The following is a 25,572-nucleotide window of genomic DNA, read 5'->3' as shown; positions in this document are numbered from 1 at the left end:
TGCGTGCTCGACCTCACAGGTTCACACAAATCGTGCCGCTGTCGAGGATGACGTCGTACTTCTCGCCTCGTAGAGCGTCTGCGATGGCGGGCGCATGGGCCAGGTCATACGCCTGGACCACGACCTGGCCCTCCTGCCGGGCGACTACGCTCCCCAGAGTGTCGATGAGCATGCCAAAGCCCTCTACCTCTACGGTCATATTCTTGATCTTCTTCCTGGTTTCCTCGGTTTCCTCGGGGCCTGCACTGAACGTCGCCATCTGTCGCTCCTCACCGAAGGGAAGGTGATCATTCCCTTGGATTGGCGAGGTCATACCACTCTTACGGGCGGACATGGTGATTGCCTCATCCCTCGCAAGGGCGTGTATGCGCAGGGACCGTTGTGGCGGTAGCCCGTAGTTCAGCAGCTCGCGGAACTTCGGCCGCTGAAGCGGGTGGAGGCGGCTGGAGGTGCCCGGGTCCTCCTCGAAGATGACCGGGTCCTCGATCCCGGCCTCGTCCAGGACGAGGTTCTGCCGGGCGGTGGACTGCTGGTCGGTCGAGACGCGCTTGTAGACCAGGTTCGCCACTCGGGGCCCCTTCCGCAGGGAGGAATGGACCTTATGTGTCGTCAAACCCTGTCAGCAATCACCATCGGATCTGATTGGTCGCGCCGCCGCGAACCCCCGGATTGCACGGTTCATTGGACGCGTCGCCCGCCTGTCGTCACACGATCGTTTGACGACAGGAGGAGAACGATGGAGACAAACGCCGCCCCGGTGTTCTCTGACATCGAAGTTGGACGGATTGCCATCGAAGCTGGACCCCGGTCAGAAGGTGCGAGGCGCCCTTTGCTGAAGCTGGCTCCTCAACAGGACCACACGGTGCGAGGGTGCTACTCGGGCCGGACCTGAGCGGCCTGCATGCCCTTCAGTCCTCGTTCGACGACGAAGGACACGGCCTGTCCCTCCTTAAGGCTCTTGAAGCCGTCGGCCTCGATCGCCTTGAAGTGGACGAAGAGGTCATCACCTCCGCCTTCGGGGGTGATGAAGCCGAACCCCTTCTCATCGCTGAACCACTTCACGGTGCCTTGCTGGCGATTACTCAATGTATTGCCGCTCTCTCTAGACGTCATCCGCTTTCCGAACGTGATCGTTTGGTTCGGCCTAGGTGGGAATGAGTGGTGCCTCGCGGCGGGAGAGATGGGTGTGTTCGTCCGCTCTTCTCGGTCGTGGAGGTGGCTGATGCCGTCGGTGATCGGTCTGTTGGAGGCTCGAGAGAAGGGGATCCGGGAGGAGGTGGCGCGGTTGCGCGCCGCGCTCGATGAGGCGGAACGTGCGCTTCAGCGTCTGGTGGATGCCCGGGTCACGGTGACGGAGGTGCTGACCGTGGCGCCGGCCCCGGCGCCGGGGTCTTCGCTGAAGGGGGCGGTTGCGGGATCGAGGGTGCCGCACCGGACCGAGGGCATGGCGGTATCCGTGCTGGCAGTGGATTACCAGCACATCGTGGAACTGCTGGGGTCGGACGTCGGGCGGGAGGGTATGCGCTGTCAGGAGCTGGCTGCGGCGCTGGGGCTCCAGGCGGTGCCGGCGAAGGTCGAGGGGGTGCGGTCGAAGGCGAAACGACTGGCGGAGCGGGGCTGGATCCGGCAGGTGCGGCCGGGAGTGTTCACCGCTTTGCCGCAGAGCGGCTGAACCCTGCCGAGTGCCGGCCGGCGAGGCGGCCGCTCATGAGCATCGTCATCGACCACAGCACCATGGCCTCGTGCATGACGGGCAGCGTCTCGTAGTCCCGGACGAGACGACGTGAACGCATGAGCCAGCTGAGCGTCCTTTCCACCACCCACCTGCGCGGCAGCACCACGAACCCACTCGTGTCGTCGGTGCGTCGGACGATCTCCAGGGTGAGATGGAGGTTCTCGGCCGCCCAGTCGACCAGCCGTCCCGCGTATCCGCCGTCCGCCCACACCAGGCGGATCGAGAAGTACTTCGTGCGCAGCCCATCGAGCAGTCCGACAGCGGCATCGCGGTCCTGGACACTCGCCGCGGTCGCCGTGACGGCCAGGACGAGGCCGAGGCAGTCGACCACCAGGTGCCGCTTGCGGCCGCCCACCTTCTTCCCGCCGTCCCAGCCGGACGTCGAGCGCGGGATGTTGGCAGCCGCCCGCACGGACTGCGAGTCCACGATCGCGGCCGTCGGGTCCACCGCGCGGCCTTCCTTCTCCCGTACCCGGTCGCGCAGCCGGTCGTGGAACTCGCCGAGCAGACCCGCCACCTGCCAGCGTCGGGCGAAAGCGTGCACCCGCCGGTACGGCGGGAAATCCGCCGGAAGACTGGCCCACTTGACGCCGTTGTCGACCACGTAGCGCACCGCGTCCAGCATCACGCGGTGACAATAGCTCTCCGGTCGGCCTCCCCGGCCCTGGAACCATGCCGGAATCGGCAGCAACGGCCGGACGGCCTGCCACTCCGCGTCCGTCAGATCCGAGCCGTAACACCGCACACGTTCCGGCCCGTCAGCCGCGTTGCCGAACCTGTGCGCGAGACAGTCACACGATGGAGACGGCGAGTTGGACTCCACGGACGCGACCACGAAAGACTGCAGCAACAGGGCCTCCCGGTGCTCGTTGGCTTCGACAACCCCGAGCTACCGCGAGGCCCTGCCTTCATGCACCGACCGCACCCCGATCACCCGAACAAGACCCCTGTTCGACCCCACAACCTGCTGATCGGTATGCGGATGACGTCTAAGGGTAGTGATCGGCTCTATCAGACCACGGCGTTCCCGCGCAGTTGAAGCGATCAGGCGCCTATGCCGAGACCTTGCCGTGGTCGGGCGGCGGCTGGCAGGACGTAGTAGTTGTCCAACTTCCCTGGCAATCGGTCCAGGTTCAATGTCAGGGGGCACCCGGGCTGCCCCGGCGGATGGCGCCCGTCCGTCTGTCCCCGCGTGAGCTCGCCCCGGGCGGTAGCGCGCCGGCCGTGCCTGCGGCGCACTGTTGGTTCTACTGCTTCGTGGCCCACTGCCGTTGCACCACGCGGGGACGGACCACATGGGAAGGGCATGTCAGATGGTGTAGCGCACGTAACGCTCGCCCTTGAACAGGTAGACGTCCTTTCCGCTGCCGGGGACGGCGCAGCCGGCCTGGAGGTTGTAGGCGAACTCGGTGTCGGCCAGTCGCGGCCAGCCGGTGATGATGTTCTGGACGCCGTTGCGGATCCGTTCGTTGCGGCAGTCGTAGCGCACGTACTTGTCGCCTTTGAACAGGTAGACGTCGGTGGAGCTGCCGGGAACGCTGCAGGCGGCGTCGAGGTTGCTGGTGAAGTCTGTACCCCTCAGGCCAGGCCAGCCGTCGGAGAGCCTGCCGATGCTGGCCCGCTCGTTGCGGCAGTCGTAGTTGACGTACTGGTCGCCTTTGAACAGGTAGACGTGGGTCGTGCTGCCCGGAATGAGACAGGCGGCGTCGAGGTTGCTGGTGAAGGTTGTGCCCCTCAGGCCAGGCCAGCCGTCGGAGAGCTTCTTGATGCCGTAGCCGATGTCCTCGCTGCGGCAGTCATAGCGGACGTACTGATCTCCTTGGAACAGGTAGACGTCTGTGGCACTGCCCGGAGCGAGGCAGGCGGCGTCGAGGTTGCGGGTGAAAGAGGAGCCGAGCAGCCCGGTCCAGCCGGTGGCGAGGAACTGGAAGCTCCCCTCCGGAGGAGGTCCCGGAGGGGTGTCGCCCGTGTACTTCACACTCAGGGCGAAGTGGCCCATCCCCGAGGAGCGGGCATTGAACTGCAGAGTCATGCGTCGGCCTTCGGTGTAGTACAGCGCCTTCAGATCCGATCGGTTGAGGGCGAAGCCGCGGGTGAGGACCATGTCGTCGTGGTTGCGCAGGGCTTCCCAGAACGTCGCCAGGAGGTCCATCGCGACGATCATGTAGCCAAGCATGTCCGCACCAGGGACGAAGTTCAGCGCGAAGTCGACCAGACTCAGCGAGTCGACGGCGTCCCCGAGCGCCTTCCCGAGCGCGGTGTACCACGCGTCGCTGGACTGGTCGGCCTCCCAGCATGTGATCATCAAGGCGCTGAGGTTGCCGGTGAAACTGGCATCGAAGAACGCCATCCTCCCGGTGCCATGTTCGCCGGGGATGAGGTAGTCGTTGTTGCCAGACACACTGCCTGTCTCGCCGGTGCGCGTGTGGAACTTGTAGTTGTGGGACTGACAGGCCGCGGTCCAGTAGATCTCGTCCCGTCCGCCCCACTGGTCGCCGGCCGCCTGGCGGCAGCGGAACCCGGCCCACTCCAGCTTCGCCCTGAACGGCGTGTTGGATGCCGCCTCATCCGTGGGCGCGCTGCCGTCTGTCTGTTCCTGAGCAGCGGTACCGAACTGGGCGCCGTCGAACAGGGTCAGGCCGTAGCCGTAGGCATCGGCTGCTTCGCTGAACGCATCCGTCTCCAACTGCTCCCCCGCCAGCAGGCGAGTGCGATTGACCCACGCGACGTTGGGCTGGTTGGCCGCCAGTTCCCCGACGGCCCGGATGCGCGCAGCAACGTCCTCGGGCGTGAACGGCTCGTCGAGGCCACGCCGCACGACCGCCTGCGGCACTAGCGCCACCGTGCCGACCTCCCGCTGCTCACGGTAGGCCCGCCCCAGCGCCCACACCTCGCCCTCCCCCAGCACACCGACCAGCGGCGCCAAGAACGACTGCTCCCACTCGGTCAGCTCCAGCCCCATCTCCGCGCGCGCCGCAGCGTGCAGCCATACCCCTGTCGCCACATTCGTTTCCGGGTTCTGGCGCCGCTGCCGCCGACGTGACGCGACAGCCGGCGCTCCCGCCAGCATCCGCCGCCACCGGTCCAAGCGCTCCTGCCCGCCCTCGACAGATGCTTGCCACGTACTGGTGTTTGCCGTCATCTGATCTCCATCTCGAAGCACTTCAGCCGCGGCATGAAGCCGCGTTCCGTATCGAACTGGACGCATCCCCGTCTCGGACGAATCGACGGAAGCATCACTCGACTGAGCGGGCCCCCGCGGCGCATCCGGTCATAGCCGACACCCTCGACTACGGTCTGCGCCGGCTCACTCTTCTGCGTCGTCGTCATCGTCAGGTGCAACCGCGTCAGGGTCCCGCAACGGACGCAGGGCGCCGGCAGCCGGCGTGGAGGCGGTGAAGCTGTAGCGGCCGAGCAGGTTCAGGTTGCGGTGCTTGAGGGGGGACAACCGGGCGATGTCCTCGTCGCGGATCTCGTGTCCCCCGTCCTGCAGCTGGGCGACTGCGGCGCCGATGTACCTGGTGGTCCAGAGCACGATGGCGTTAAGGACCAGGCCGAGTGCGCCGAGCTGATCCTCCATCCCGTCCCGGTACGCCTGGTGGATGGTGCCGCGCTTGCCGTGGCACACGTCCCTCGCGAGCTTGTGGCGGGACTCCTGCACGGTGAGCTGCCGGTTCATCTGGCGGCGGTAGGTGTCGTCCACCGGGTCGACCACCCGCAGCAGGTGCTCGGTCTTGGCGATCCGCCCGTACTCGGCGAACGCCGCCCCGAGCGGGGTCGGGCGGCCGTCGCGGCCGAACATGCGCAGCAAGTCGTAGGCGCGGACCTGGTTGGTGACCAGGGAACCGGCGACCTTCAGCATGTCCGGCCAGTGCGTGATCACCTTGTCCAGGTTGACCCGGTTGCGGGCCAGGTCCTCCACCGCACCGTAGTGGCCCGTCTCGACGCCGGGCATCATGGCCCGCCAGAACCGCTGGTCGTCCAGATCGCGGAAGCGCGGGCTGAAGTTGTAGCCGAGGATCTTGAACAGGCCGAACACCATGTCGGAGTACGAGGCGTTGTCGGTGGCCACCATCTCCGGCTTCACCCCGCCGTCCAGGTTCAGCAGGGCGTCCAGAATGTGCAGGGAGTCGCGCGGCGTGCCGGGAACGACCATCTGTCCGATGCCCGCGACCTGGTCGTTGACGGCGTTGAGCCAGGTGATGCCCCGCTTGAACCCGAAGTACTTCGGTGACGGGGCGGCGTTGATGGTGCGCACCGGCACCTGGAAGCGCAGCCCGTCCACAGAGGCGAGCAGCCCGTCGCCCCAGAACTGCACGATCGGGATGTCGGCCTGGGCGGTGATGAGAACTGCGTTCGCCGCGGCGATGGTGTCGGCGCGCAGGTAGTACTGGTCGACGTGCACGAGCCGGGCCCGGGTCAGGGCCTCGTACCCGGGGTTGACCACCGGGGCCAGGCCGATGTTGCACGCCTCGGACACCAGCAGCGCGACCACCGAGGTGGGCAGGTCCTTCATCCGGGTGGTGCCGTCGCCGAGGTGTACGAAGGCGTCGAGGAACCCGGTCCAGGCGTTCACCTCGAACAGCAGGTCCGGCAGGTCGATCTTCGGGAGCATCTTCTCGACCCGCTGGCGCAGCCAGGTCAGGGACTTGGGCTCGCCGAGGGCGCCGAGCTTGTCGACGTTCAGCTTCACCCGCCCGTCGTCCTGCACCTCGATGGACACTTTCGCCGCCGGCCCGGCCTCCTGAAGGCGTTCGGCGAGCTGCTTCCATCCGGCGTCCAGGCCGCGCACCAGCTCCGCCAGATGCTCGGTGACGGGCATGTCCAGGCTCAGGGCCGCCAGGACGTCCTCCTCGACCGCGTCCCAGTCCGGGCCCTCCAAGAGGCGGGCGCGCGGGTTGGACCAGCGGTGTGAGGGGGCGGCGAAGATGTCGCGGTTGTTCAGGGCCCGGTGCAGTTGCTCCAGCACGCACACCACGTAGGCGTCCCGGTCCACCGCGCCCTGCGGCAGATCGGGGTTGGCGTACACCGCCTTGCGCCATGCCGGCGGCACGAGCTTGTCGTCCACCTCGCGCGGCAGCAGCGGCTTCACCCCCACTTTCCGCCGGGCCAGCGCCGGCAGGCCGCGCACCCCGGCCAGGACCCGCTTCCCGGCACTCGCCGCGTCCAGGGCCTTCGACTCGCCCAGCAACGCGAGGAACGGACGGACCGTGGCGTACCGGTTCGTGAGCGCGGCCCTCATGGCGACCTCGGCCGAGTTCTCGTCCTCGGGCACCAGCGAGACCACGGTGGCCGCCGCGGTCATCACGGCGGCACGCGGGGCGACTTCCTCTACGGCTGCCCAGAGCGCGGCCACGTCCAGGTCCGTCGCCTGCTCCTCGACCAGCTCCAGTTCCTCGAACAGCACCTTCGCCGCCCGCGCGAGCACCCGTGACGCCTTCTCCAACTGCGGCAGCGTGGACAGCCGCTCCTTCTCCGTCTTGCGCTTCGCCGTGTTCAGCAGCCGGGTAGCCATGAGGACCTGGAACAGGTCCAGGGCCTCGTCGATCGCCTTCGCCTCCAGGTGCCGCATCACCGCGGTGAGCATCGCCGTGCGCTTCGGTTCCGCCGCCCGCTCCAGCAGCGGCGCCTTCGAGCCCAGCGCGTACCGGGCCAGCGCCGCCATCCGGTTCGGCGGGATCTGCGACAGCCTCAGCCGCCCGAGCCGGTACGCGCCGATCTCGTCCACCCGCTCCAGCGCGCGGGCGAACGCCGTGCCCGTCGTCCGCGTCGGTGGGCGGCGCAGCCGCTCCAGCTCCGAGAACCGGGAGCCCTCCGGCGTCTTCAACGTCGCCACCAGGTCCCCGGGCAGCGCCGGGTCCGCGCGGCGGGCGGCGCCCGCGACCGTGGCGTGCAGCCGCTTCTCCGCGACCTGCCGCGCCTCCGACACCTGCCGGGCCAGCACCGACACCCCAGGCAGCAGGACCCGGTGACGGCGCAGCCAGCCCACCGCGTGGTCGAACAGCGCCTTCGGACCCTCGGCGTGCGTCCACGCCCGCCCGTGCAGGAACGTACGGAACCGCCGGCCCCACTCGGCGTCCTCGTAGGGGTGGTAGGCGTAGGCGTCCCGGATCTCCCACGCGTGGTCGTACAGCGTCTGGCGCCGCTCCGTGTACCGCTTGACCACCGACGGGTCCTCGATGCCGAGCTGCACGGCCAGGTGCTCGATCACTGGCCACGGCACCGCGAGCGGGTCCTCCAGGAACAGACCGACGTACCGAACCGTGCACATCTGGAGCGCGAACCCGAGCCGGTGATGCTCCGTCCGCCGCAGGGCGATCAGGTCCCGGTCCACGTCGTCCAGGAAGAAGAACCGCTCCAGCTCGGGCCTCGTCGGCTCCTCGGCGAACGTCCCGTACGCCTCGGCCTGCTCATCGCTCAGAAACTCCACCGGCACGAGCCGGACCGTAGCCAGCCCCGGACCGGGCCCGGAGGCGTTTCACCGAACCCCAGCGGCGAAGTGGATCACTCTGCTAAACGTCCATGATCGTTCTCACCGATAACCGCTGTACCGATGTTCCCCGAGGCCGGTGAAGCTCGCCGGGGAGATCCGCTCCTCCGGTGTCGCCGTCACCCTCGTCGTGCACGAGCACAAACGGCTCGGCCGCGGCATCGAACTCGCCATGCTCGCCGAGGAGCTGAAAGCGAGCGACGTCGGGCTGGAGTTCCTCACCGGAGAGCTGAAGGGCTCGCACGACCCATCCGGCATCGTCTTCACCGTGCTCGCCGCCATGTCCGGCATGGAACGCGAGTACATCCGCGACCGCACTCTCGAAGGCCACGAGTCCGCTCGGAAGCGCGGCAAGACCATCGGCGGCGCCGGGGTCACCGACGAGTCCATGCTGTCCATGGCCCTCCACCTGCGCGACCAGGAGATGAGCCTGCGTGATATCGCCAAGCGCCTCGTCATCACCACCGGCACGAAGAAGGGCCGGCACCCCTCGCCCGCCACCGTCATGCGGATGCTGCGCGAACACGACGAACAGAGCCCTGTCGTTGGCTGACCGGATGAACCGTCGGTCCGAGGCAAGGGGCTGGTGTGCGCCAGGAGTATTCGCCTGGCTCCTCGGCGAACGAAATGGTGTGTTAGATGGATAGATTCACCAATCCACGGTCAAAAGGGGCGTAGGTTTTCCTCTGTCACCGGCAGACGATCACCGAGGAGACTCCCATGGGCCGCAGGACCGGGGATTTCAGGATCTACGCGGGTTCGGAGTACAGCAGCCGTACCGTTCTCCGCTTCTCTGACGACGGGGCGAGCACCTCCATCGTTACCGATTCCTCGGCGGGCATCCGCGACCGTCCGGACGAAGACGGCGTGCGGTTCACCAGCGGCCGCTATGGGGCTACCACGGCCATGGAGCTCAACGGCGGCCCGGCCCTGTACGTCAAGTGTGTCGACGGCTGGGGTGACGGCCAGGAATGGGGCGGCTACCTCCAGGTCGCCTGCGCTCACAACAACGGCAAGTGGATCGACTCCTCCGACGGCTGGGTCAAGGCCGTCTCCCGCAAGGCCGACCCGGTACGGTTCCTCGACAAGGGCGACCACTACGAGATCTGGCAGCGCCAGAGCGGCGGCCGCCCCCTGACCGTCCAGCCCGACGGCCGGCTCCGCTTCGTCCTGGGGGCGACGCCGGGGAAGTTCAACCTCAAGGACTGACCGACCGTACAGCGCTCCTGCTGTGGGAGCCCACCCTCCGGTGGGCTCCCGCCATGCATTTCGGGTTACTTGCTCCCTGATGTCCAGGCCAGGACCCCCAGTGCCCGGGGCAGAGCCCGGCCGGCCGGGCGCGCGCGAGCGAAGGACCGTGATCATCCGGCTAGTTTGCGGCTGGTGTCTGAGCTAGGACTCCTGGGCCCTGTCGATCTGTCGTTGGGCGAGGACCTGGCCGCTGTGGGTCATGGCGGCGATCAGGGCGGTGGCCGTCCGCGTGGCGCTGCGGGAGCCGCGGAGTGTCTTGCCGTCGACGGCGATGACCGTTCGTCCCGGGGACGGGGCCTGGCGTTCCTGGAGGAAGTCGCCGATGGCGCGGTCGAGGGCATCTCCGTCCGCGGCGGCCAGGACGAGGCGGACAGTCGTGGCATGGGGTGGGCGGATCAGGCCGGTCAGCGGGTCGGGCCGGAACCCGAGCAGGGCCAGGACGCGCTGCGGCGCGTCGGCAACCCACTCGCCGATCGCTGTGATCGAGGCGGCACCGGCCAGAACGGCGGCGGCCGCAGAGGTGAGCAGCGCCGTCCATGGGTGACGGATGCCGCGACGGGCCCGCGGGTCAGGCACTGTGGCCAGAAACTTCCGCAGGTCAGCGACTGTCTCCAAGGGGGCTGAACCGGAGGCTTCCCCCAGTTGCTGAAGGCATGACGGCATGCGGGAAGATGGGCGCGCAGGCATGGACTCGCTCGGTGCTCATATGGACTCGACACCCACATGATCACCAGCGGCCATGCCTGTTCTGCGTGCAGGGGCGCCTCCCGCAGAAGCCGACAAGCCGTCACATCCCGCTCTCAGCAGACGAACCGCTCACCTCGGCACTTCTCAAAGACCCTGGTCTCCGCGCCCCCTCCCGCCTTGGGCGGCACCCACTCCCAGAGCGGGCGCCGCCCGGCACTTCTCAGCCGTTGGCCTTGGCCAGGCACTCTCGATAAGCGTCGCGCGCCGGACGCACCGCGTTGTCCGCGTCCTTCTTCTCAGAAACCGCGGTGTCCAGCTCAGACTTACGCTTTTCGACGTCCGGGGCCGTGGTCGCCGCCCGCGCCGCCTCGGCCTTGGAACGCAGTTCCTTGATCAGGTACTTCGCCTGTTCAACTTGGGCAAAATCATTGCCCTTGTCGTTGTCGGTCATGGCATCGATGGCCTTCTGCGCCGCGTCGGCTTCAGCCCTGGCAGCGTCAGCGGTGGCGGCCCGATCGTATTTCCCTGTCGCGTCCAGCAACTTCTTCAGCTCCGCCGCCACCGGTTTCACTCCGGCATAGCCGCTGCCCGTCCTCATGTCCATGAAGGCCCCGAGCAGGTCGTCGCCGGCCTTGGCCGTCTGTTCGAACTTCGCCCGGTCGGACTTGGCCTGGTCGTAAGCCTGCTGAGCTGCAGTGACTTTAGCCCCGGCATCCTCCTCACGGTTCTGCGCGTCGAGATAGGCGATGTTCTTCTTCGGGCACCCCGGGGCTTGGGCGGCGAACGCCTGGGAGGGGGCAAGAGCGGCCAGGGCGCAAGCCGCCACGAGGACAGTCCTGCACGCGATGCTGATCTTCACGGACACTGCTCCATGATCGGTTGGTCGGATGGCCTACTGATCAACGAATCAACGCCACAACCGATGCGGTGCCCCACGGTCACCGAGAGAACCTTCTAAAGCGTGCTTGCAGCGAGCCGGCTCCACGCGGTGACGTCATTTCTCATGAACATCCACGTGCCTCAAGATCGCCAACTGCTGCCCATACTGGCGCACAAACGCTGCTGCTTGAAGTGAACGAAGCCACTGGCCGCCCGGTTCGGGCAGTTGCTGCCCGGACAGATGCAGTCCGCGCTCGGCGAGGCGGCCCAGATGCTCGCGCTGCCCGGCATGCTCGGATCGGTCGTCGGCCAGGTCACCGGCGCGCTCGTGCGGGCCCTGCGCGAGCGGCACCAGACCGTACGCGCGCTCGCCGGATGCACACGGCTGGCCGACCTGCTGGAGGCCGAGCCCGATCTCGACGCCCTCTCCTACTACCCGCACCTGCTCGCGTGGGAGATCTCCCGTCTCCCCGACCGCAAGCGCGTCACCCCCGTTATCCTCCTCGACACCTTCGAGGACGTCGGCGACCGGACCCGCCGCGATCTGGAGCGGATGATCCAGCGCGTGGTGTGGCTGATGCCCAACGCCCTGTGGGTGATCACCGGGCGCGGTCGGCTCCAGTGGGCCGACGAAGGCCTCCAGGGTCAGCTTGACTTCACCGGCCTCGAGGCCTGGCCCGGCCTGGCCGCCGCCGACACCCCTTACACCCGCACCCCGCTGCCCACCAGCAGCGGCGGCTGGCAGGTCCTGGTCGGCGACTTCGCCCCGGAGGACTGCGACGACTACCTCGCCCGCCGTCTCTCCCGCGACGGACAGCCCCTCATCCCCGACGCCCTGCGCACCGTGATCACCGGCCGCAGCCACGGCCTGCCGCTCTACCTCGACCTGTCGGTGATGCGCTTCCTGGAGATCCGCCGCACCGGCCGCATCCCCACCTCCTGCGACTTCGACCACGACTTCCCGGCCCTGATCTCCCGCACCCTGGCCGACCTGACCCCCGACGAGCGCCACGTCCTGCGCTCCGTCAGCCTCCTGGACGCCTTCGACATCCCTCTGGCCACCCGGGCCGCCGGCCTCACCCACGAGGCGCCGGCCATGCGACTGATCGAGCGCCCCTTCGTCCGCGAGAACCCCTTCGGACTGTGGCCGTACCACCTGCACGGGCTGATCCGCTCCACCATCCAAAGTGCAGACGACCACACCGACGACCGCTGGAGCCGTAGCGACTGGCAGCGCGCCGCCGAACGCGCCTTCACCGCCCTCGGCGAGCAGTGGCAGGGCGGATCCGACCGCGACCGGCTCCTCCTGGTCGGCTGCCTGCGCCAGAGCCTGCGCCTGGCCGCCACTCACCGCCTGGAACTGGGCTGGCTCACCGACGCGGCCTGGGCCTACATCAGCGACTCCGTCTGGGAGCCGATCGCCCCGCCCGACACCGACGCCGGCGCCGGCGACCGGACAGGCCCGGACACGGCCGCCGACGCCTTGGTCGAACTCCTCAGCACCCTCACCCGCCGCCAGCACGAACACCGCGCCCGCACCGTGGAGCGGCTGACCGCCGTCCTCGACACCCGCCTCCTGCCCGCCGGCCCCGAGGAGATGGCCCTGTACTACCGGGCCAAGGCCTACCGCGACACCGGCCACAGCGAGGAAGCACGCCGCGGATACCAGCAAGTCGCCGACGGCAACGGCCGTCTCGCCCCCGCCGCCCGACGCGGCCTCGCCCACTCCGCCCGCCTCGCCGGGGACTTCCCCACCGCACTGGCCGCAGCGCAGACCCTCGGATGGGAAGGACGCCACCACCGCGTCCTGGGCGACCTCAAGTGGCTGCAAGGCGAACCAGAAGCCGCGGCCGCCGCCTACCTCGCCGGACGTACCGAAGCCGAGCAGCACGGTGTCGCTGGGGAAGCCGCGCACAATCAGGCCCTGCGAGCGCTCAGTGTCGCCTTCTACGACCCCCGCCAGGCCGACGACGAAATCGACCTGGCCCACCAGCTACTCGCCACCCTCGACCTGCGCGCCACCACGATCAATGCGGCCATCGCCGCCCTGATCCGCGACGCCGGCGATCCCGCACTCGACGCGCGCATCCAGGCCCTGCGCACGGAGCTCGACATCACGGGCCTCACCTCCGTGGCCCCCACCCTCGAACTCGCCGCGGCGTTCCACCAGGCCGTCCTCGACGACCACGACGCCCTCGCCGCCACCATCTCCCGGCTGCGCGAACAGACCCAAGGCGGCGACTACGCCTACTACGTCGACATCGCCTCCTTCATGGCTGGCCTCCCCCTCCCCGCCGACCACACCCCGCCGCACTGGCTGGACGGCGAACAGACCACCCGCGCCCGGTGGCGCACCCTCGTCACCACCCGCCAGAACTACCACCGGTAACGCCCAGAGCGGAGTACGGCACCGCCCTCTCCGTGCCCCGGCGGCCGGCCTTATACACGACTGCGGCCCGCGAACACCTGCTGTGTTCGCGGGCCGCAGCGCCAGAAAAGATCAGCCTCAGTTCGGGTTCTTGCCCACCAGTGCCGTCAGCAGCTCGACGATCTGCGCCTGGTTCTGGTCCATCTTTGCCTCAAGGGCATCGAAACGGCCGTTGACCTTGGCGAACCCATCGCGGACCTCGCGGCGCAGCGCCGCCTGGCCCTCGATGACCGCCGCGAAATTGCCACCCGTCTGCACCTGCATCGCCTCGACGCGGTCCTCGACCGCTTCGAGGCGGCGGGTCAGCGCCTCGAGCTCCCTCTGCGTGATGCTGTCCTCGGCCACGCGGGGCTCCCCCAGATCCGGTGTGGTGTTCATCAGAACCCCCACCATATCGCGGCCCCCCACACCCCAGACCTGGCCCACTGCTTCCTATCCGCGCAGGCTGGCCGCCTTCACGCCGGTATCCGGCCTATGCGGATGACACAGTCGTCCACCCGGCCCAGGGACGGGTTGGCCGCCCTCCCGGCGACGATCAGCACACGGCCAAGCCCGCCGTCCCCCTCCCCCGGGAGAGCCTGCCGGGGGGACGCCGGTCAGGCCGGCCGCAAGAACGAGGCGGGGACAACACGGGCGCGAGTCGAGTGCGGATGCAGGTCAGGCTGCGGCGGTCAGGTCGGCTGCGGTCACCGCGGCGCCGGACTCGGTCTGGTGCTTGAGGCGCATCCGTTCCTTGACAGCGTCGGCGCCCTGGAAAGATGCCCAGTGCGGATGGGTGGTCACGGTGGCGGCCAGCTCCAGGCAATCCTGGCGCAGCCGGGTGACGGCCGCCTTCTGCTCCTCGGTCCATCCGGGGCTTGGTTCGCGGCCCCCGGTGAACTCGCCGGTGTGGGGGTGCTCGGTGCCGGGCCAGCCGTCCATGGGCTCCACCGACCAGGGCAGGGACCGCAAGAGCGCGGACAGCTCTCCCAAAGCCCGGTGCAAGCGGGTCTGAGCGGCGAGCAAGTCGTCGGGGAAGTCAGTCTGGTCCATACCGGAAATGGTATGCGCGTTCGAATTCGATTGGGTCTGCGCCACGCTGTCGGCCTCTACGCACTGCCGGGGAATTTTGACGCTCGCGCCGGCCGGAACAGCCGAGGCGACCGAGTCGCCCGGGGCACCAGTGCCCGCCGGAAGGGAGGGGAGCGTGACCGGCGGAAGCGAGCTGCCCGCGGACAGCATGGGACGGCAGGTCGGCGCCCGGCGGCTGCCTTCCTTCACCGGACCGAGGTCCAAGTCCTCCAGGTCGGGAGAGGGGGACACCGGGCGGCCACTCGTGAGATCCGCGTACCGGTCCCGGTCAGAGTCCGTCACCCAGAACCGGTGGGTCCGGGAGCCGTCCCTGAACTCGACCGGCACGATCAGGCCGGCGGCGGTCTGCCGCACGAGGTCGTCGAAGAACACGTCGCGGGGCTTGGGAGTGGCGTGCATCTTGCCGCAGCGGCGCTGGGAGTCCGGGCAGCGGTACAGCGCATGGAGATCACAGCGCCAGAAGTCGAGCACGCGGAACCCCGAGACGACACGCAGGTCCTTCGACTTCGCGATCACCTCGGCGGGCAGCAGGTCGCTGCGTGTCCAGTGAGTGTCGCTTCGGCGGGCGTAGTCCCTGCGATCGGTGTGCCAGGCCGGCGTGATCCCGTTCTTCATCGCCCGGTTGGCGCGCGCCCGTACACTTTTCGGCCCGTGCGCCCCCGCGGTGGCCAGCTGAACCTCCCAGCCGATCAGCAGCCCGCCCTCTCCCCGTACGAGGGTGTCGGTCTGGATCCACGAGCGTGGTCCGATGCTGGTCCGCACCTCGCTGTCCGCCGGGAAGCCAGCCTCCTCGGAGGTCTTTACGATCCGCTCCTGGTAGGCCTTGTGCTCGTCGGAGAGGGCCGCACGGTGCCGCGCCTCGTCCTCCGCGCGCTCGTGCACTGCTTCGCGCCGTCCGTTCTCCCGCAAACGCAGGTACATCCAGGCGACGACACCCGCACTCCTGCACACTCCGCCGCATTGCAGTCCCCGTTTGGACACCGGCACGTCCCGCGCCGCGTACAGCCGGTCCATCTTGTAGAGGTCGTCCCACAGACCGACCAGCGCTTCATGCCCCAGGTCTTCGCGGGTGAGGTCAAGCTCGATACCCAGCGTCGTGTGCCAAACGATGTTCGCCAACGTGGACCGCCTTCACCGTCGGAGGACTTCTCCCTCGACGGTAGAGGCGACCACTGACAACCCGACAGGTAAGGGCCAGACGGTTCGAATTACAGGGGTGTTGGGCGCCTGAGAGGATCGGGGCGCCTTGCTCCATCGCACTCGGGGCCTGGTGTTCCCGCACCCGCGGCTGCATGGCCGGGGCGAAATCCGGGACGCATCCCGTAGTCAGACGGCCGTCAGGCCAGGCCCAGCTTGGACAACGCGGTGGTCCAGTCCGTGACGATGGCCTGCTGCGCGGCGCGGAGGGGCACCTTCCCGGAGCAGACCGCGGTGTGCAGCTTCGACTCGACGGGGTCCTTGAGGTTGTTCACGCCCGAGCCGGTCTTGTGGCCGGGGTCCGGGGGCTCGACCCACAGGTTGCGGGCGTCGTTGGGGTCGCCGCCGAGTTCGAGGGAGATCAGGTGGTCGTACTCGGCGTCGCCGAGACGGCCGGTGTAGCCGTAGGAGGCCGTGTTCGCGCGCTTCTCCGGACCGGTCACGCTCTCCGGGGGCCGGATCCCCTTCGTGTAGCCGCCCCTGCGGCAGATCGTCGACCCCAGCGTCGCCTGCGTCACCGCCGGCGACGTGGCCCCCGGCGTGCACGCCAGGTCCTCGAGGGGCTCGCCCTTCTCGTACCGGTAGCGGCAACTGCCCGCGGCCGGCTGCTTCTGCACCGTGTACGTCGTCTGCGGCCCTGGCCCCACCGGGATCTTCGCCGCCTCTGCGGATGCACCCGTCCCGGATGGTCCTGCCGCCGGCGCACCGCCCTTCTCCGAGGCGGCCGATCCTGGTTGCGAACCGGATGAACAGCCCGCCAGCAGCAGGCAGGACAGCAGCACCGGCGGCACCGCTCGGTGGACGAAACCCATGACGACCCCTCACGGACGAGCAGTAGATGGCCACAAACTCCCCCGCGCGGGAGGCCACTTACCGCTCATTGCGGGGAGCACAGGTGTACGTACGGTCCGCCCGTAAGGTCGGCCACGACGCACTCTCCGGGACCGCAGAACTCGTCAGGTCAGGCCAGAACCCCGCTCTCCCCCAGGTCGGCGGCCGCCATGCTCAGGAAGGCCCTGTAAGCGTCGCGTCCTCTCGACAGCAGACGCTCCAGGTCAGGCTTCTCTGGGTCGAACCCCTCTGCCACCAGCAGTTGGGTGTACCCCACAGACGGCGGCGAAAGGGGGCCGGTGTCCAGGTCGTGCCCCTTGAGATCAGCGATCGCTCGGCCGGTCGACCGGCTCAGGAGGACACACCACTTGGCCACCTGCAACGCCGCCTCTGACACCTGTGGCGTGGCGTCCAACTGTAGGAGGACTCTCTGGGTGTCCACCTCGGTCTGCCGGTATCTGAGGGCCTCGTTCCAGCGCCTGTGGGCGTTCTCCACCCACTGGTCGCGCTGCTCCGGGAAGCGCTCTACCCGCTCCAAGAGGATCAGTGTGGTGTCGAGCTTGTCCAGGTAGTGGTCGATGGTCTTCGCGTAGTTGGTGTACGTGGCTCGCCGCGCTTCCCGCAGGGCCCGGAGGGTTTCGGTGCGAACCTGGTGGCGGGCAGTGCTGCGGCTGAGGAACGCGGCGGTGGCTCCCGTCACCGCTGTACCGAGGGCTCCGACGGTGGCACCGAGCACGGCGGCGAGTCCTGCGTCCATCGCGCCACTGTGGCTTCCTCGGGCGCCGGGCACGAGAGGGTGATCAGCCATCCGTACCTTCGGTAGATGACCGGATACCGGCTCAGCCACTGGAAAAGAACACAGCACGTCGGCCCCGCTCACGCCGTGCGCTCCAGGTGCTGCGGAACGAGCTGGCGGCCGGTCTTCTCCGCGCGGGCCCGGCGCAGGGCGGCGGCCTCGGCGGCCTCGGCGGCCTCGGTGGCTGCGGCCTGGCGGCGGCGCTGTGTGCGGCCTCGCTCGATCGGGGCTGGCGCATCGTCCGGCACGACATCGGGCTCGGGAAACGCCCGGGAGGACAGCTCGCGCATCGCTGCGGTCTGCCGCTCCATCGCCTCCGCGATGGCCGGGTCCACTCGCGACGGCGGCGCAACCGCGCGGTGCGCTTCGAGGGCGCGGCGATAGCCGGGTGAGGCGGTCTCGCGGGTGCGCGCCGGTCCGGCATGCGGGGCAGCTGGCGCCGGATCGGTGTCGGCCGGCTCGGGCACCGGTATCGTGCCGGGCGCGAGGATCTTCAGGGCGCGCACCACCGTGCGGCCTGCCGACTCGTTGGCGGCCGCGATGACGCGGGCCTGCTCCAAGCGGGTCTTCGTCGCCCAGGCCGCCGACTCCGGGCACACGGTGAGCCGCCCGGTGTCGGCGTCGTAGCCGACCGCGGCAACGTGCCCGGCCAGCTCCGGGGCGATGGCCGCCCACCGCTCCCGCAGCGTCGCGCGGCCGGCTCCCCGGGCACAGGCGCCAGTTCGGTGGCGACCGGATAGGCATTCACCGGCGGCAGGCCGGGGATAACGCCGGGCCAGACGGAGTTCAGGGCCTGCGCGCTCGGGGTGAACACTGGGCCGAGACATCCCAGGCCGTGGGGGTCGTGCCATTCCCAGCGCGTGAACTTCTCCGGCTCCGCGGTGGTGAGGGTGCCCGTGACGTCGCCGCGCCGGACCAGGGTGAGAGAGCGGGTATAGCCGCCCATCTCCAGCGGCACCACAAGCCGCGCTCCGTCACGGAGTTGCGCGCGCCAGGCCGGGGTGCCGTTCTGTCTGGCTACTCGCGGGTATTTGGTGTGTCTGCGCTGGTTATATGGGTATTTGCCATGGGATGATCTGCGACAGGTGTCGTGCACGGAGGGCCGAGAACCACGGATTTGTGCGGCGTGGGTGGGGGTAGGGAGCTGAAATTCGAGGTCCCCGCCTGTGCGGGGCCGTGAGGATGGGAGTCTCTGATGGGCCTCTTCGACAGACTTCGTGGTCTCATTCAGGGCGACAAGGACGACTACGCTGGTTTGATCGACGTATTTGCCCCTGTCTCTGGTGAGATCGTCAACATCGAAGACGTGCCTGACGTGGTCTTCGCCGAGAAGATCGTTGGAGATGGCGTAGCCATCAAGCCAACTGGTGACAAGGCCGTTGCCCCGGCCGATGGCACCATCGGCAAGATCTTCGAGACCAATCACGCGTTCAGCCTGGAGACGGACTATGGGATCGAGCTCTTCTTCCAATTCGGCACCGATGTCAGTGAGCTGAAAGGTGAGGGCTTCAAGCGCATTGCCGAAGAGGGCCAGCGCGTCAAGACAGGCGATCCCATCTTGGAGTTCGATCTGCCGCTCTTGGAGGAGAAGGCCAGGTCCACTCTCTCTCCGCTGGTCATCTCGAACATGGATGAGATCCAGAAGCTGACCAAGCTCTCGGGGTCGGTCACGGTGGGCAAGACTGCGGTCCTGCGTTTGAAGAAGTAGGCGCTTCTTCCTCGCTGGGACATCCGGCTCGGTTCATTGGGCCATTAGCTGGACGGGCACACCGGTCGTGCAAGCCCGGCCGCTCTCCTCGCACCAGCACAGGTACAGGGCGATGGCACTCGCGTAGGACTATGAGCAAGCAACACCCGGCATTTTCCCGGTCGTTCCGCGTATGGCTGCCCTCCAGGATCGCGTACTGGACCGTCCTGAACGGCGAACGTCAGGAACGACATCCCCGACGTGCACGACACCCCCACTGAGGCTGTCTCATCCAGGCGAGTGGCATCGCGGGATGCGACAGCACGACCCGCTTGGCAGCCCGACAGAAGCGATGTCCGACGCGTTGTGTGTGATCATCACTCCGTCGAAGCCGCGGGCGGGGACGTGTCCCGGTGCCCCGAGACCGCCGTCGCCGAGGATGGCGGTGACCTGGCCGTTGCCGGCCTCCGCGCACAGCCGCCGTGTGCGGTGCACCACCACCGTGACCACCCGGCCGGCTGGCCCGACGACGTGGGCGAGCAGCTCGGCGTTGTACCCGCCGGAGCCGACCTCAAGGACAGTCGCTCCTGGCTTCAGCTGGAGCTGCTCGGCCATGTCGGCCTGGAGCCATGCTGCGCTGACCGAACTGGTCGCGCGGCCGTTGTCGTCCCGGCGGGTGACGACGGCGAGGTCGTCGTCGTACGCGGTCTTGAGGTCCGTCTCCGGTGCGAATCGGTGCCGGGACACCGTGCGCAGCGGCGTTGATCGCGGCACCGAGCCCCATCGGCTCGCGCCCGCCGCGCCGGACCACCCGGGTCGTGCGCGGCTTGGGCTGCGCCGTGCGGCCGCCACCGTTCTTCTGCGCTGCCACCTTGGCGGCGCGCAGCGCGACGCGGGCCAGGTCGACGCCACTGAGCTGCGGAGTCTCGGTCATCACGCGACCTCCCCGGCCAGCTGCTGGACGCGGTGGACACCGCAGACGCTGCGCGACGGCAGAGGCTTCCGCCCGCACGGCACGTCTCCGTCCCGACCGAAACAGGTCTCCTGCCCGGCCGGTGCGGTCGGCGCAGGCACGTCGGCGGCGCCCAGCGCGGCGGCCTCCTCCCGGCAGAGCTTGCACAGGCCGTCCTCGAGGGCACGGCCGGACCCTCCAGCTCGCGCTGCGCCGTGACCGGGGCCGGGTTGCGGGCCGCGTCGTCCAGCACGCAGTCGACGCAGCGGCCGCCAGGGCCGGGACGGGTGCCGTGCTCGGGGCACAGGCCCTGCTCGATGCGCTGGGCACGGCGCCGGGCGGCGGCCTTGTCCTGGATGATCTCGGCACACACCTCGCAGTCCTTGCCGGTCGACCACAGCACACCGGCCTCGCAGTCCTGGTAGCCGCAGCCCCAGCGTGGCAGGGCCCCGAGCAGCCACCGGCCCGGGTCGTGGATCTCCGAGAGCATCACCTTGGCGAACCGGACGGTCAGCCGGTGCTGCAGGCGTTCGGTGTCGGTGCCCTCACGCAGTTGGCGGCCCACCTCACGGGCGATCTGCCGGGCGACGAAGTCGCTGGTCACCTGCTCCAGCAGCAGGTGCACCGGCTCCAGCACGGCGTAGATGTGCGGGCTCATGTGGGCCGTTGTACGACGACCGCGCGGACCCCCCACCCCTGCTGCTGCGCTTGGTTTCCGGCTTCGAGGGGGAGTGCTGGCTGTTTCCACCCGCGCGAAGCGCGAGACCACCGTCGGCTTCTGTACGCGCAGCAGGGTCAGCCGGGTTTTCCACAACCCCAGCGCCCGTAACTACCGGTACCTCGCCTACGGCGGATGAGAAGAACGCCGGCCCGTCATCAGGTGAGTCAGTCCTAGGTGATTCCTCATTCGCGAGAGGTCCCTCACCAACCGGCGAACCCGATCCCTCACCAACTTGGGAACTAACCGCCCCCTGAGAGGGCGTTTACGCAGGTCAGGCCCGATTAGAGCCTTTGATCCGTGTCATATTTTGAGGTGTATGGGTGGGTGGCTATCGAGCCTCCTGAAGCTGCGAACTCGACTGTCCGTCTCATCCGAGGTTGCACCTTGAAGTTCGTCTGGTTTGAAAAGATCACAGAAACGCCTGAGGGCAGCGGAATGACGACTTCCGGTGTAGTCCATGATCACGCTACGGCGTGAGCCAGCGGAAGCCGTACCCCAGCGACCTGTCCGACGCCCGATGGGCCCTGATCGAGCCGACGTTGACGGCTTGGCGGAAAGCCCGGCTCGACCGCCGGCCCACCGGCCAGCCGCCCAAAGTCGACCTCCGTGATGTGTTCGACGCGATTCTCTACCTGAACCGCACCGGAATCCCCTGGAAATACCTCCCGCACGACTTCCCGGGGCACGGCACCGTCTACTTCTACTACGCCGCCTGGCGCGACGAGGGAATCTTCGCCCAACTCAACTACGACCTCACGGGATTGGCCCGCGCGAAGGAGGGCCGCAAGCCCGAACCCACCGCCTCCGTCATCGACACCCAGAGCGTGAAGACCTCCAGCAACGTGCCTGTGACCAGCCAGGGGACCGATGCCGCCAAGAAGATCGTAGGCCGCAAGCGCGGCATCCTGACCGACACGCTCGGCCTCATCCTCGCCGTGACCGTCACCGCCGCCGGCCTCCACGAAAACGCCCTGGGAATACGCCTCCTCGACCAAGCGAAGGAAACGTATCCGACCATCTCCAAGAGCTGGGTCGACACCGGCTTCAAGAACGCCGTCGTCGAGCACGGGGCGAAGCTCGGAATCGACGTCGAGTCGTCAACAGGAACCCCGGAGTTCGCGGATTTCACGTAGTGAAAAGACGCTGGGTGGTGGAACGGAGCATCGGGTGGATCATGATGCACCGACGCCTCGCCCGCGACTACGAAACCCTCACCGCCAGCTCCGAGGCCATGATCCACGTCGCGTCCATCGACAATCTCGCCAAGCGCATAACGGACGAGACCACGCCAACCTGGCGAGGAACCTACTAGGGCATAAGCGGCAATCCGCCTAGATCAAACGCCCTCTCAGTGCCGGCGGTGACTGCGTTGTGGATCGCGGCTTGTGAGCGGACGCCGTCTAGGAGCCGATATCAGCCCCACTGAAAGGTGGTACCCGGTACAGTTTTTGACGTGTGCTCATATGGGAGGGGTGTACGTCTGTCATGAGCAGGTCCCAACAGGAGTCGGGCACCACCGTCTATATTCTGGCAGAGTCGGCCGGCGTGACCCAGGTAATGACCGACTTGGAGGGGCACGGCATCACAGCGCGGCGAGTGGATGCGCTCGGCAGTGCGGCGCTGTCGGACGTCCTCCTGACTGCCATGGTGACGAGTAGCTCGATTGTCGCGCTGATTACGACATTGGTCCGCAACTTCCGCCGCGGCGTCCTCATCGACGTCCGCGACGGCGATGTGTCCATCCGCAGGGACACGTCACTTCCGCTCGGAACCATCGTGATCCGCGACGAAGAGGGCAACATCGTCTACAAAGACGCTGGTGGGGACGTGTCGTCTGCCGTCGACGCTCTGCGTCCGATGCTGGAGGCGGATTCCTAAACAGCCAAGCAGCCGGGAGCGACACCGTGAGCATCGGCATGCAGCGCAGCATGCTCTTCGCGCACCTGCAAGATCCTCAACTGGCCCAGGAAGCGGCTCGGCTGAGTCGAGTACTCTCCGATCCTGCCGTCGTGCGGCAGCTTGGCGGCGGTGACATCGAGCTTGGCTGGCGTCAAGTCGACGAGATCAACACGCAGTTGCGTGTTCACCTCGACGGCCTTCTGGCCTCCACACCGCCAGAAGATCACAGTCGGGCACTGCACCTGGCTGGCACGGTGGAGGCCGTGTGCGTCGCCGGTAACGCACACCAGTCGCGGGTGTTCAAGGATCCCGGTGAATGCCGCGGGTACGTGATCGTGATCTCAGCGATCACGCTGGGTCTGGCTACCGAGATCGCGCTCCAACTTCCCGCCGCGTACGCCCCTGGTACGCCGGACGGCCACTTGGTGCGTGAGGCTCTTGAGGACAGGGTGCTGAGTCACCTGCACATCACGGCTCCGGGTCGAGAGGAGCCGGTTCACCTCCTGTCGCTGTTCGGCGCTGCCAGGTACGCGCCCTGGATACCGGCCCGGCTCCAAGCTCGCATAGCCGAAGAGGAGCGCCGGGTCTGGATTGCAGGGATCTCCTTCGTTCTGCAGCACGAGTTGGGTCACATCTGGCAGGACCACTTCAAGGAGCAACCTCCCCACGTCGGAGAGCGGTTTCTGCAGGCTATCCCGCCCGCCATGCGGGACGAGTTGGTAGCCGAGCGTGACACCGCCATCCCGCTGCACAACGAGGTGGCCGCCGACTGCGGTGCTGCCGTTGCCATGGTCAACTACTTCGCGTTCGTGCACTATCGGGCGGCCATGGATCCAGATATCGGGGATGGGGCGATTGACCCGCGCCTGTCGAGGCAGGAGAACAACGGCGACCCCTTTCCTGTCATCGTTCGGCTTGGCGTCCGCCTGATGATCGAGGCCATCGAGGCTTTCTACACCGCAATCCTGCTCTTGACCGAGTACGCCGTCCACATGGGTGATGATGAAGACGTTCTAAAGCGCTCCGATCTCAGCCTCCGCCGTCATTTCACTCGCGACTACCTTGGCAGGCTGTGCGACACATACCTGTCTGAGGTGTACGGCTTCCAGGTGCGTCCACGAGAGCGCATCGACGAACTGCACGATAAATTCCTCAGTGAAATTCGGCAGCGTATCTGGGACCTGCCGTCACCGGCGGGTCTGCAGGCTCGACAGGAGGAGATTCAACGCTGGGAAAGAGATTTCTCAAACGGAAAGGCAGAAGCTGGATTCAAACTGGGTCGGCTTTATGCCAAGCAGGGCCATCCTGCCGCGCTGGTCTGGTTCATGCGAGCGGCGAAGGCCGGCCACCGCGGCGCCGCGAGCCAGTATGCCCTCTACGTGGACGACCTTGGCTTCCGCAGCGAGGCAGAACACTGGTATCGGGTCGCTGCCTCACACGGCTTCATGTCGGCTGCGCACAATCTCGGCGTACTTCTTGCCGAGTCCGGGCGTGCTCAGGAGAGTTACCGGTGGCTACGTAAGGCGGCTGAGGGGGGCAACGTGGTTTCCGCCTACCGCCTCGGGGTCATTCTCCGCGGTGAGAAATCAAGGGAGCTACGGCAGGAGGGAGAGCGGTGGCTCGCCTTAGCCGCGGAAAGAGGCGTCAACGCGCACTCCGGGCCAGTCTGGGGTCGCATGAGCGGGGACAGCGACGAGGCGGAGCACTTTTACCGCGCGGCCGCTCTCGCCGGGCGACCCGAGGCGTACGGCCCGTTGGGCGTGGCTCTGTACGACAAGGGCAGCGAGGAGGCCGAGGGATGGCTGCGCAAGGGCAGCCTGTTGGGTGATGTCACTTCTATGGCGGCACTCGGGGCATTGCTGTACGCGCAGGGCGACGGCGCTGAGGCTGAGCAATGGCTGACCGACGCGGCGGAAGCGGGCAGTGCGGAGGCAGGCAGTGCGGAGGCGGCATTCAACCTAGGGGTCCTACTCAACGAAAGAGGAGATCAGGAGGCGGCGCTGGGGTGGTGGCGTAGGGCCGGCGAACTCGGCAATCCAGAAGCGGCGAACAATGTCTCCGTAGCTCTTATGTCCGCCGGGAAGCCTGAGGAGGCGGTTTCGTGGATGCGCAAGGCGGCAGAGGGTGGTGTCACGTATGCCGCGTTCAACCTCGCGCTCGTTTTGAGTGGGCAGGGAGACAGCAGAGGGGCTGAAATATGGCTCCGACAAGCAGCGTCCAACGGACACAATGGTGCTGCGTACAACCTAGCGCTTGCCCGGGCGCGGGCAGGGCGTATGGACGAGGCCGAAGTGTGGTATCGCCAGGCCGCACTGCACGGCGATGCAGATGCCGCGAACAACCTCGGCATCCTCCTCGTGCCCCAGGATCGGCCTACGGAGGCCGAGTTCTGGTTTCGCCAGGCTGTCCGTGACGAGCACGCCAACGCGGTGGCTAACCTGGGCCGGCTGCTTGTCGAGTCCGGGCGGAACAAAGAGGGGCTGCGCCTGCTCTCCGAGTCGGCCGAGGCGGGCAACGTCCCCGCTGCCTATACCCTCGGTCGCATCAGCCTCGCTTTGGGCCGGACACGCGATGCCGAGCGATGGTGGCGGGTGGCGGCCAAGGCCGGATTTCCGGGAGCGGCCGAAGACCTGGCGTCCTTACGTACTCACCTCAACAAGCGAAGGCGGCGCACCGGGTCTCGATAGTGTCTCGACACATCGTCAACCCCGTCGGCCAGCCACCGTCACCTCACATACTCAGCGGAGTAGTCGCCGCCCGGCCGTCATCTGCCGGGCGCGGGCGGCACTGAGCGGCGGCCGCGCCCGGTTCGGCGACGTCATCCTGGTCGTGGTCGCCCATGACTCCATCGTCCTCCGCGCCAGCGGGCAGGGTCCAAACGGGGCGTCAGGGGCGGTTCCCGGGCCGCCGTGCCGAGGCCGGCGCACGTCACTCGTGGCGCGGGCGAC

19 protein-coding genes and 2 pseudogenes are annotated in these 25,572 nt (G+C 67.8%); 8 read left to right on the top strand and 13 right to left on the bottom strand.

Annotated elements, in window-relative coordinates:
• Window positions 1-13: 13 nt before the first annotated feature.
• Both ACE4Q9_RS35085 and ACE4Q9_RS35080 read right to left on the bottom strand, forming a co-directional pair.
• On the bottom strand, window positions 14-568 hold the full coding sequence (locus ACE4Q9_RS35085) for a hypothetical protein (RefSeq protein WP_397988795.1): 555 nt from the start codon (window positions 566-568) through the stop codon (window positions 14-16).
• 305 nt (window positions 569-873) lie between these two features.
• Window positions 874-1,086, bottom strand: coding sequence for a cold-shock protein (locus ACE4Q9_RS35080; protein ID WP_397988886.1), 213 nt, complete (start codon window positions 1,084-1,086; stop codon window positions 874-876).
• Window positions 1,087-1,222: 136 nt separating this feature from the next.
• Here ACE4Q9_RS35080 and ACE4Q9_RS35075 point away from each other — a divergent pair, with 136 nt between their 5' ends.
• A complete protein-coding gene (locus ACE4Q9_RS35075) occupies window positions 1,223-1,672 on the top strand; it encodes a hypothetical protein (protein ID WP_397988794.1) in 450 nt (149 codons plus the stop codon).
• Here ACE4Q9_RS35075 and ACE4Q9_RS35070 read toward each other — a convergent pair.
• The 3 genes from ACE4Q9_RS35070 to ACE4Q9_RS35060 all read right to left on the bottom strand — a co-directional run bounded on the left by ACE4Q9_RS35070 (window position 1,647) and on the right by ACE4Q9_RS35060 (window position 8,171).
• On the bottom strand, window positions 1,647-2,480 hold the full coding sequence (locus ACE4Q9_RS35070; RefSeq protein WP_397988885.1) for an IS5 family transposase: 834 nt from the start codon (window positions 2,478-2,480) through the stop codon (window positions 1,647-1,649). The genes ACE4Q9_RS35075 and ACE4Q9_RS35070 overlap by 26 nt on opposite strands.
• A 564-nt stretch (window positions 2,481-3,044) precedes the next feature.
• Window positions 3,045-4,877: a hypothetical protein gene (locus ACE4Q9_RS35065; protein ID WP_397988792.1), complete on the bottom strand. Its 1,833-nt coding sequence runs from the start codon at window positions 4,875-4,877 to the stop codon at window positions 3,045-3,047.
• Window positions 4,878-5,042: 165 nt separating this feature from the next.
• Window positions 5,043-8,171: a Tn3 family transposase gene (locus tag ACE4Q9_RS35060; protein WP_397988791.1), complete on the bottom strand. Its 3,129-nt coding sequence runs from the start codon at window positions 8,169-8,171 to the stop codon at window positions 5,043-5,045.
• A gap of 133 nt (window positions 8,172-8,304) precedes the next feature.
• Between ACE4Q9_RS35060 and ACE4Q9_RS35055 the strand changes: the two genes are divergently transcribed.
• Both ACE4Q9_RS35055 and ACE4Q9_RS35050 read left to right on the top strand, forming a co-directional pair.
• Window positions 8,305-8,778: a recombinase family protein gene (locus ACE4Q9_RS35055; RefSeq protein ID WP_397988789.1), complete on the top strand. Its 474-nt coding sequence runs from the start codon at window positions 8,305-8,307 to the stop codon at window positions 8,776-8,778.
• Between the two features lie 167 nt (window positions 8,779-8,945).
• Window positions 8,946-9,434, top strand: a complete 489-nt coding sequence (locus tag ACE4Q9_RS35050; protein WP_397988787.1) for a hypothetical protein — start codon at window positions 8,946-8,948, stop codon at window positions 9,432-9,434.
• 183 nt (window positions 9,435-9,617) lie between these two features.
• Here ACE4Q9_RS35050 and ACE4Q9_RS35045 read toward each other — a convergent pair whose 3' ends face one another.
• Together ACE4Q9_RS35045 and ACE4Q9_RS35040 are read right to left on the bottom strand one after the other, a co-directional pair.
• Window positions 9,618-10,052, bottom strand: coding sequence for a transposase family protein (locus tag ACE4Q9_RS35045; protein WP_397988785.1), 435 nt, complete (start codon window positions 10,050-10,052; stop codon window positions 9,618-9,620).
• Between the two features lie 331 nt (window positions 10,053-10,383).
• Window positions 10,384-11,022, bottom strand: a complete 639-nt coding sequence (locus tag ACE4Q9_RS35040) for a hypothetical protein (RefSeq protein WP_397988783.1) — start codon at window positions 11,020-11,022, stop codon at window positions 10,384-10,386.
• A gap of 246 nt (window positions 11,023-11,268) precedes the next feature.
• Here ACE4Q9_RS35040 and ACE4Q9_RS35035 point away from each other — a divergent pair, with 246 nt between their 5' ends.
• The gene (locus tag ACE4Q9_RS35035) at window positions 11,269-13,431 is read left to right on the top strand and encodes a tol-pal system YbgF family protein (protein WP_397988781.1); all 2,163 of its coding nucleotides are present in this window, start codon (window positions 11,269-11,271) and stop codon (window positions 13,429-13,431) included.
• Window positions 13,432-13,548: 117 nt separating this feature from the next.
• Here ACE4Q9_RS35035 and ACE4Q9_RS35030 read toward each other — a convergent pair whose 3' ends face one another.
• The 5 genes from ACE4Q9_RS35030 to ACE4Q9_RS35010 all read right to left on the bottom strand — a co-directional run bounded on the left by ACE4Q9_RS35030 (window position 13,549) and on the right by ACE4Q9_RS35010 (window position 18,192).
• Complete coding sequence (locus tag ACE4Q9_RS35030) at window positions 13,549-13,848, bottom strand: hypothetical protein (RefSeq protein WP_397988779.1); 300 nt, start codon at window positions 13,846-13,848, stop codon at window positions 13,549-13,551.
• 279 nt (window positions 13,849-14,127) lie between these two features.
• On the bottom strand, window positions 14,128-15,660 hold the full coding sequence (locus tag ACE4Q9_RS35025) for a hypothetical protein (RefSeq protein WP_397988777.1): 1,533 nt from the start codon (window positions 15,658-15,660) through the stop codon (window positions 14,128-14,130).
• A 218-nt stretch (window positions 15,661-15,878) separates the two neighbouring features.
• Complete coding sequence (locus tag ACE4Q9_RS35020; protein WP_397988775.1) at window positions 15,879-16,550, bottom strand: hypothetical protein; 672 nt, start codon at window positions 16,548-16,550, stop codon at window positions 15,879-15,881.
• Window positions 16,551-16,699: 149 nt separating this feature from the next.
• A complete protein-coding gene (locus tag ACE4Q9_RS35015; protein ID WP_397988773.1) occupies window positions 16,700-17,326 on the bottom strand; it encodes a hypothetical protein in 627 nt (208 codons plus the stop codon).
• Window positions 17,327-17,445: 119 nt separating this feature from the next.
• Window positions 17,446-18,192: a DUF721 domain-containing protein gene (locus ACE4Q9_RS35010; RefSeq protein WP_397988771.1), complete on the bottom strand. Its 747-nt coding sequence runs from the start codon at window positions 18,190-18,192 to the stop codon at window positions 17,446-17,448.
• Between the two features lie 368 nt (window positions 18,193-18,560).
• Here ACE4Q9_RS35010 and crr point away from each other — a divergent pair, with 368 nt between their 5' ends.
• A complete protein-coding gene (gene crr / locus ACE4Q9_RS35005; protein WP_397988769.1) occupies window positions 18,561-19,073 on the top strand; it encodes a PTS glucose transporter subunit IIA in 513 nt (170 codons plus the stop codon).
• Between the two features lie 327 nt (window positions 19,074-19,400).
• On the opposite strand, the pseudogene ACE4Q9_RS35000 reads toward crr, so the two are convergent.
• Window positions 19,401-19,808 (bottom strand): annotated as a pseudogene (locus ACE4Q9_RS35000) (methyltransferase, FxLD system); the annotation flags it as partial.
• Window positions 19,809-21,198: 1,390 nt separating this feature from the next.
• Between ACE4Q9_RS35000 and ACE4Q9_RS34995 the strand changes: the two are divergent.
• From ACE4Q9_RS34995 to ACE4Q9_RS34985, 3 genes and pseudogenes are all read left to right on the top strand, one after another.
• Window positions 21,199-22,037 (top strand): annotated as a pseudogene (locus ACE4Q9_RS34995) (IS5 family transposase).
• Window positions 22,038-22,210: 173 nt separating this feature from the next.
• Entirely contained in the window at window positions 22,211-22,603 is a 393-nt protein-coding gene (locus ACE4Q9_RS34990; RefSeq protein WP_397988767.1) for a hypothetical protein, read from the top strand.
• 26 nt (window positions 22,604-22,629) lie between these two features.
• Entirely contained in the window at window positions 22,630-25,311 is a 2,682-nt protein-coding gene (locus tag ACE4Q9_RS34985; RefSeq protein ID WP_397988766.1) for a tetratricopeptide repeat protein, read from the top strand.
• The last annotated feature ends 261 nt before the right edge of the window (window positions 25,312-25,572 follow it).

The sequence above is a fragment of the Streptomyces sp. AM6-12 genome, assembly GCF_044327085.1.
Lineage (GTDB): Bacteria > Actinomycetota > Actinomycetes > Streptomycetales > Streptomycetaceae > Streptomyces.
The sequence above is the reverse complement of the archived record's forward strand: the minus strand, read 5'-3'. Positions and strand labels throughout refer to the sequence as shown.

Bases quoted from the DNA above. Each gene is read 5' to 3' on its own strand.
- ACE4Q9_RS35075 (WP_397988794.1), top strand. From the start codon at position 1,223: ATGCCGTCGGTGATCGGTCTGTTGGAGGCTCGAGAGAAGGGGATCCGG.
- ACE4Q9_RS35065 (WP_397988792.1), bottom strand. From the start codon at position 4,877: ATGACGGCAAACACCAGTACGTGGCAAGCATCTGTCGAGGGCGGGCAG.
- ACE4Q9_RS35050 (WP_397988787.1), top strand. From the start codon at position 8,946: ATGGGCCGCAGGACCGGGGATTTCAGGATCTACGCGGGTTCGGAGTAC.
- ACE4Q9_RS35030 (WP_397988779.1), bottom strand. From the start codon at position 13,848: ATGAACACCACACCGGATCTGGGGGAGCCCCGCGTGGCCGAGGACAGC.
- ACE4Q9_RS35020 (WP_397988775.1), bottom strand. From the start codon at position 16,550: ATGGGTTTCGTCCACCGAGCGGTGCCGCCGGTGCTGCTGTCCTGCCTG.
- ACE4Q9_RS35015 (WP_397988773.1), bottom strand. From the start codon at position 17,326: ATGGACGCAGGACTCGCCGCCGTGCTCGGTGCCACCGTCGGAGCCCTC.
- ACE4Q9_RS35010 (WP_397988771.1), bottom strand. From the start codon at position 18,192: ATGTCTCGGCCCAGTGTTCACCCCGAGCGCGCAGGCCCTGAACTCCGT.
- crr (WP_397988769.1), top strand. From the start codon at position 18,561: ATGGGCCTCTTCGACAGACTTCGTGGTCTCATTCAGGGCGACAAGGAC.
- ACE4Q9_RS34990 (WP_397988767.1), top strand. From the start codon at position 22,211: ATGAGCAGGTCCCAACAGGAGTCGGGCACCACCGTCTATATTCTGGCA.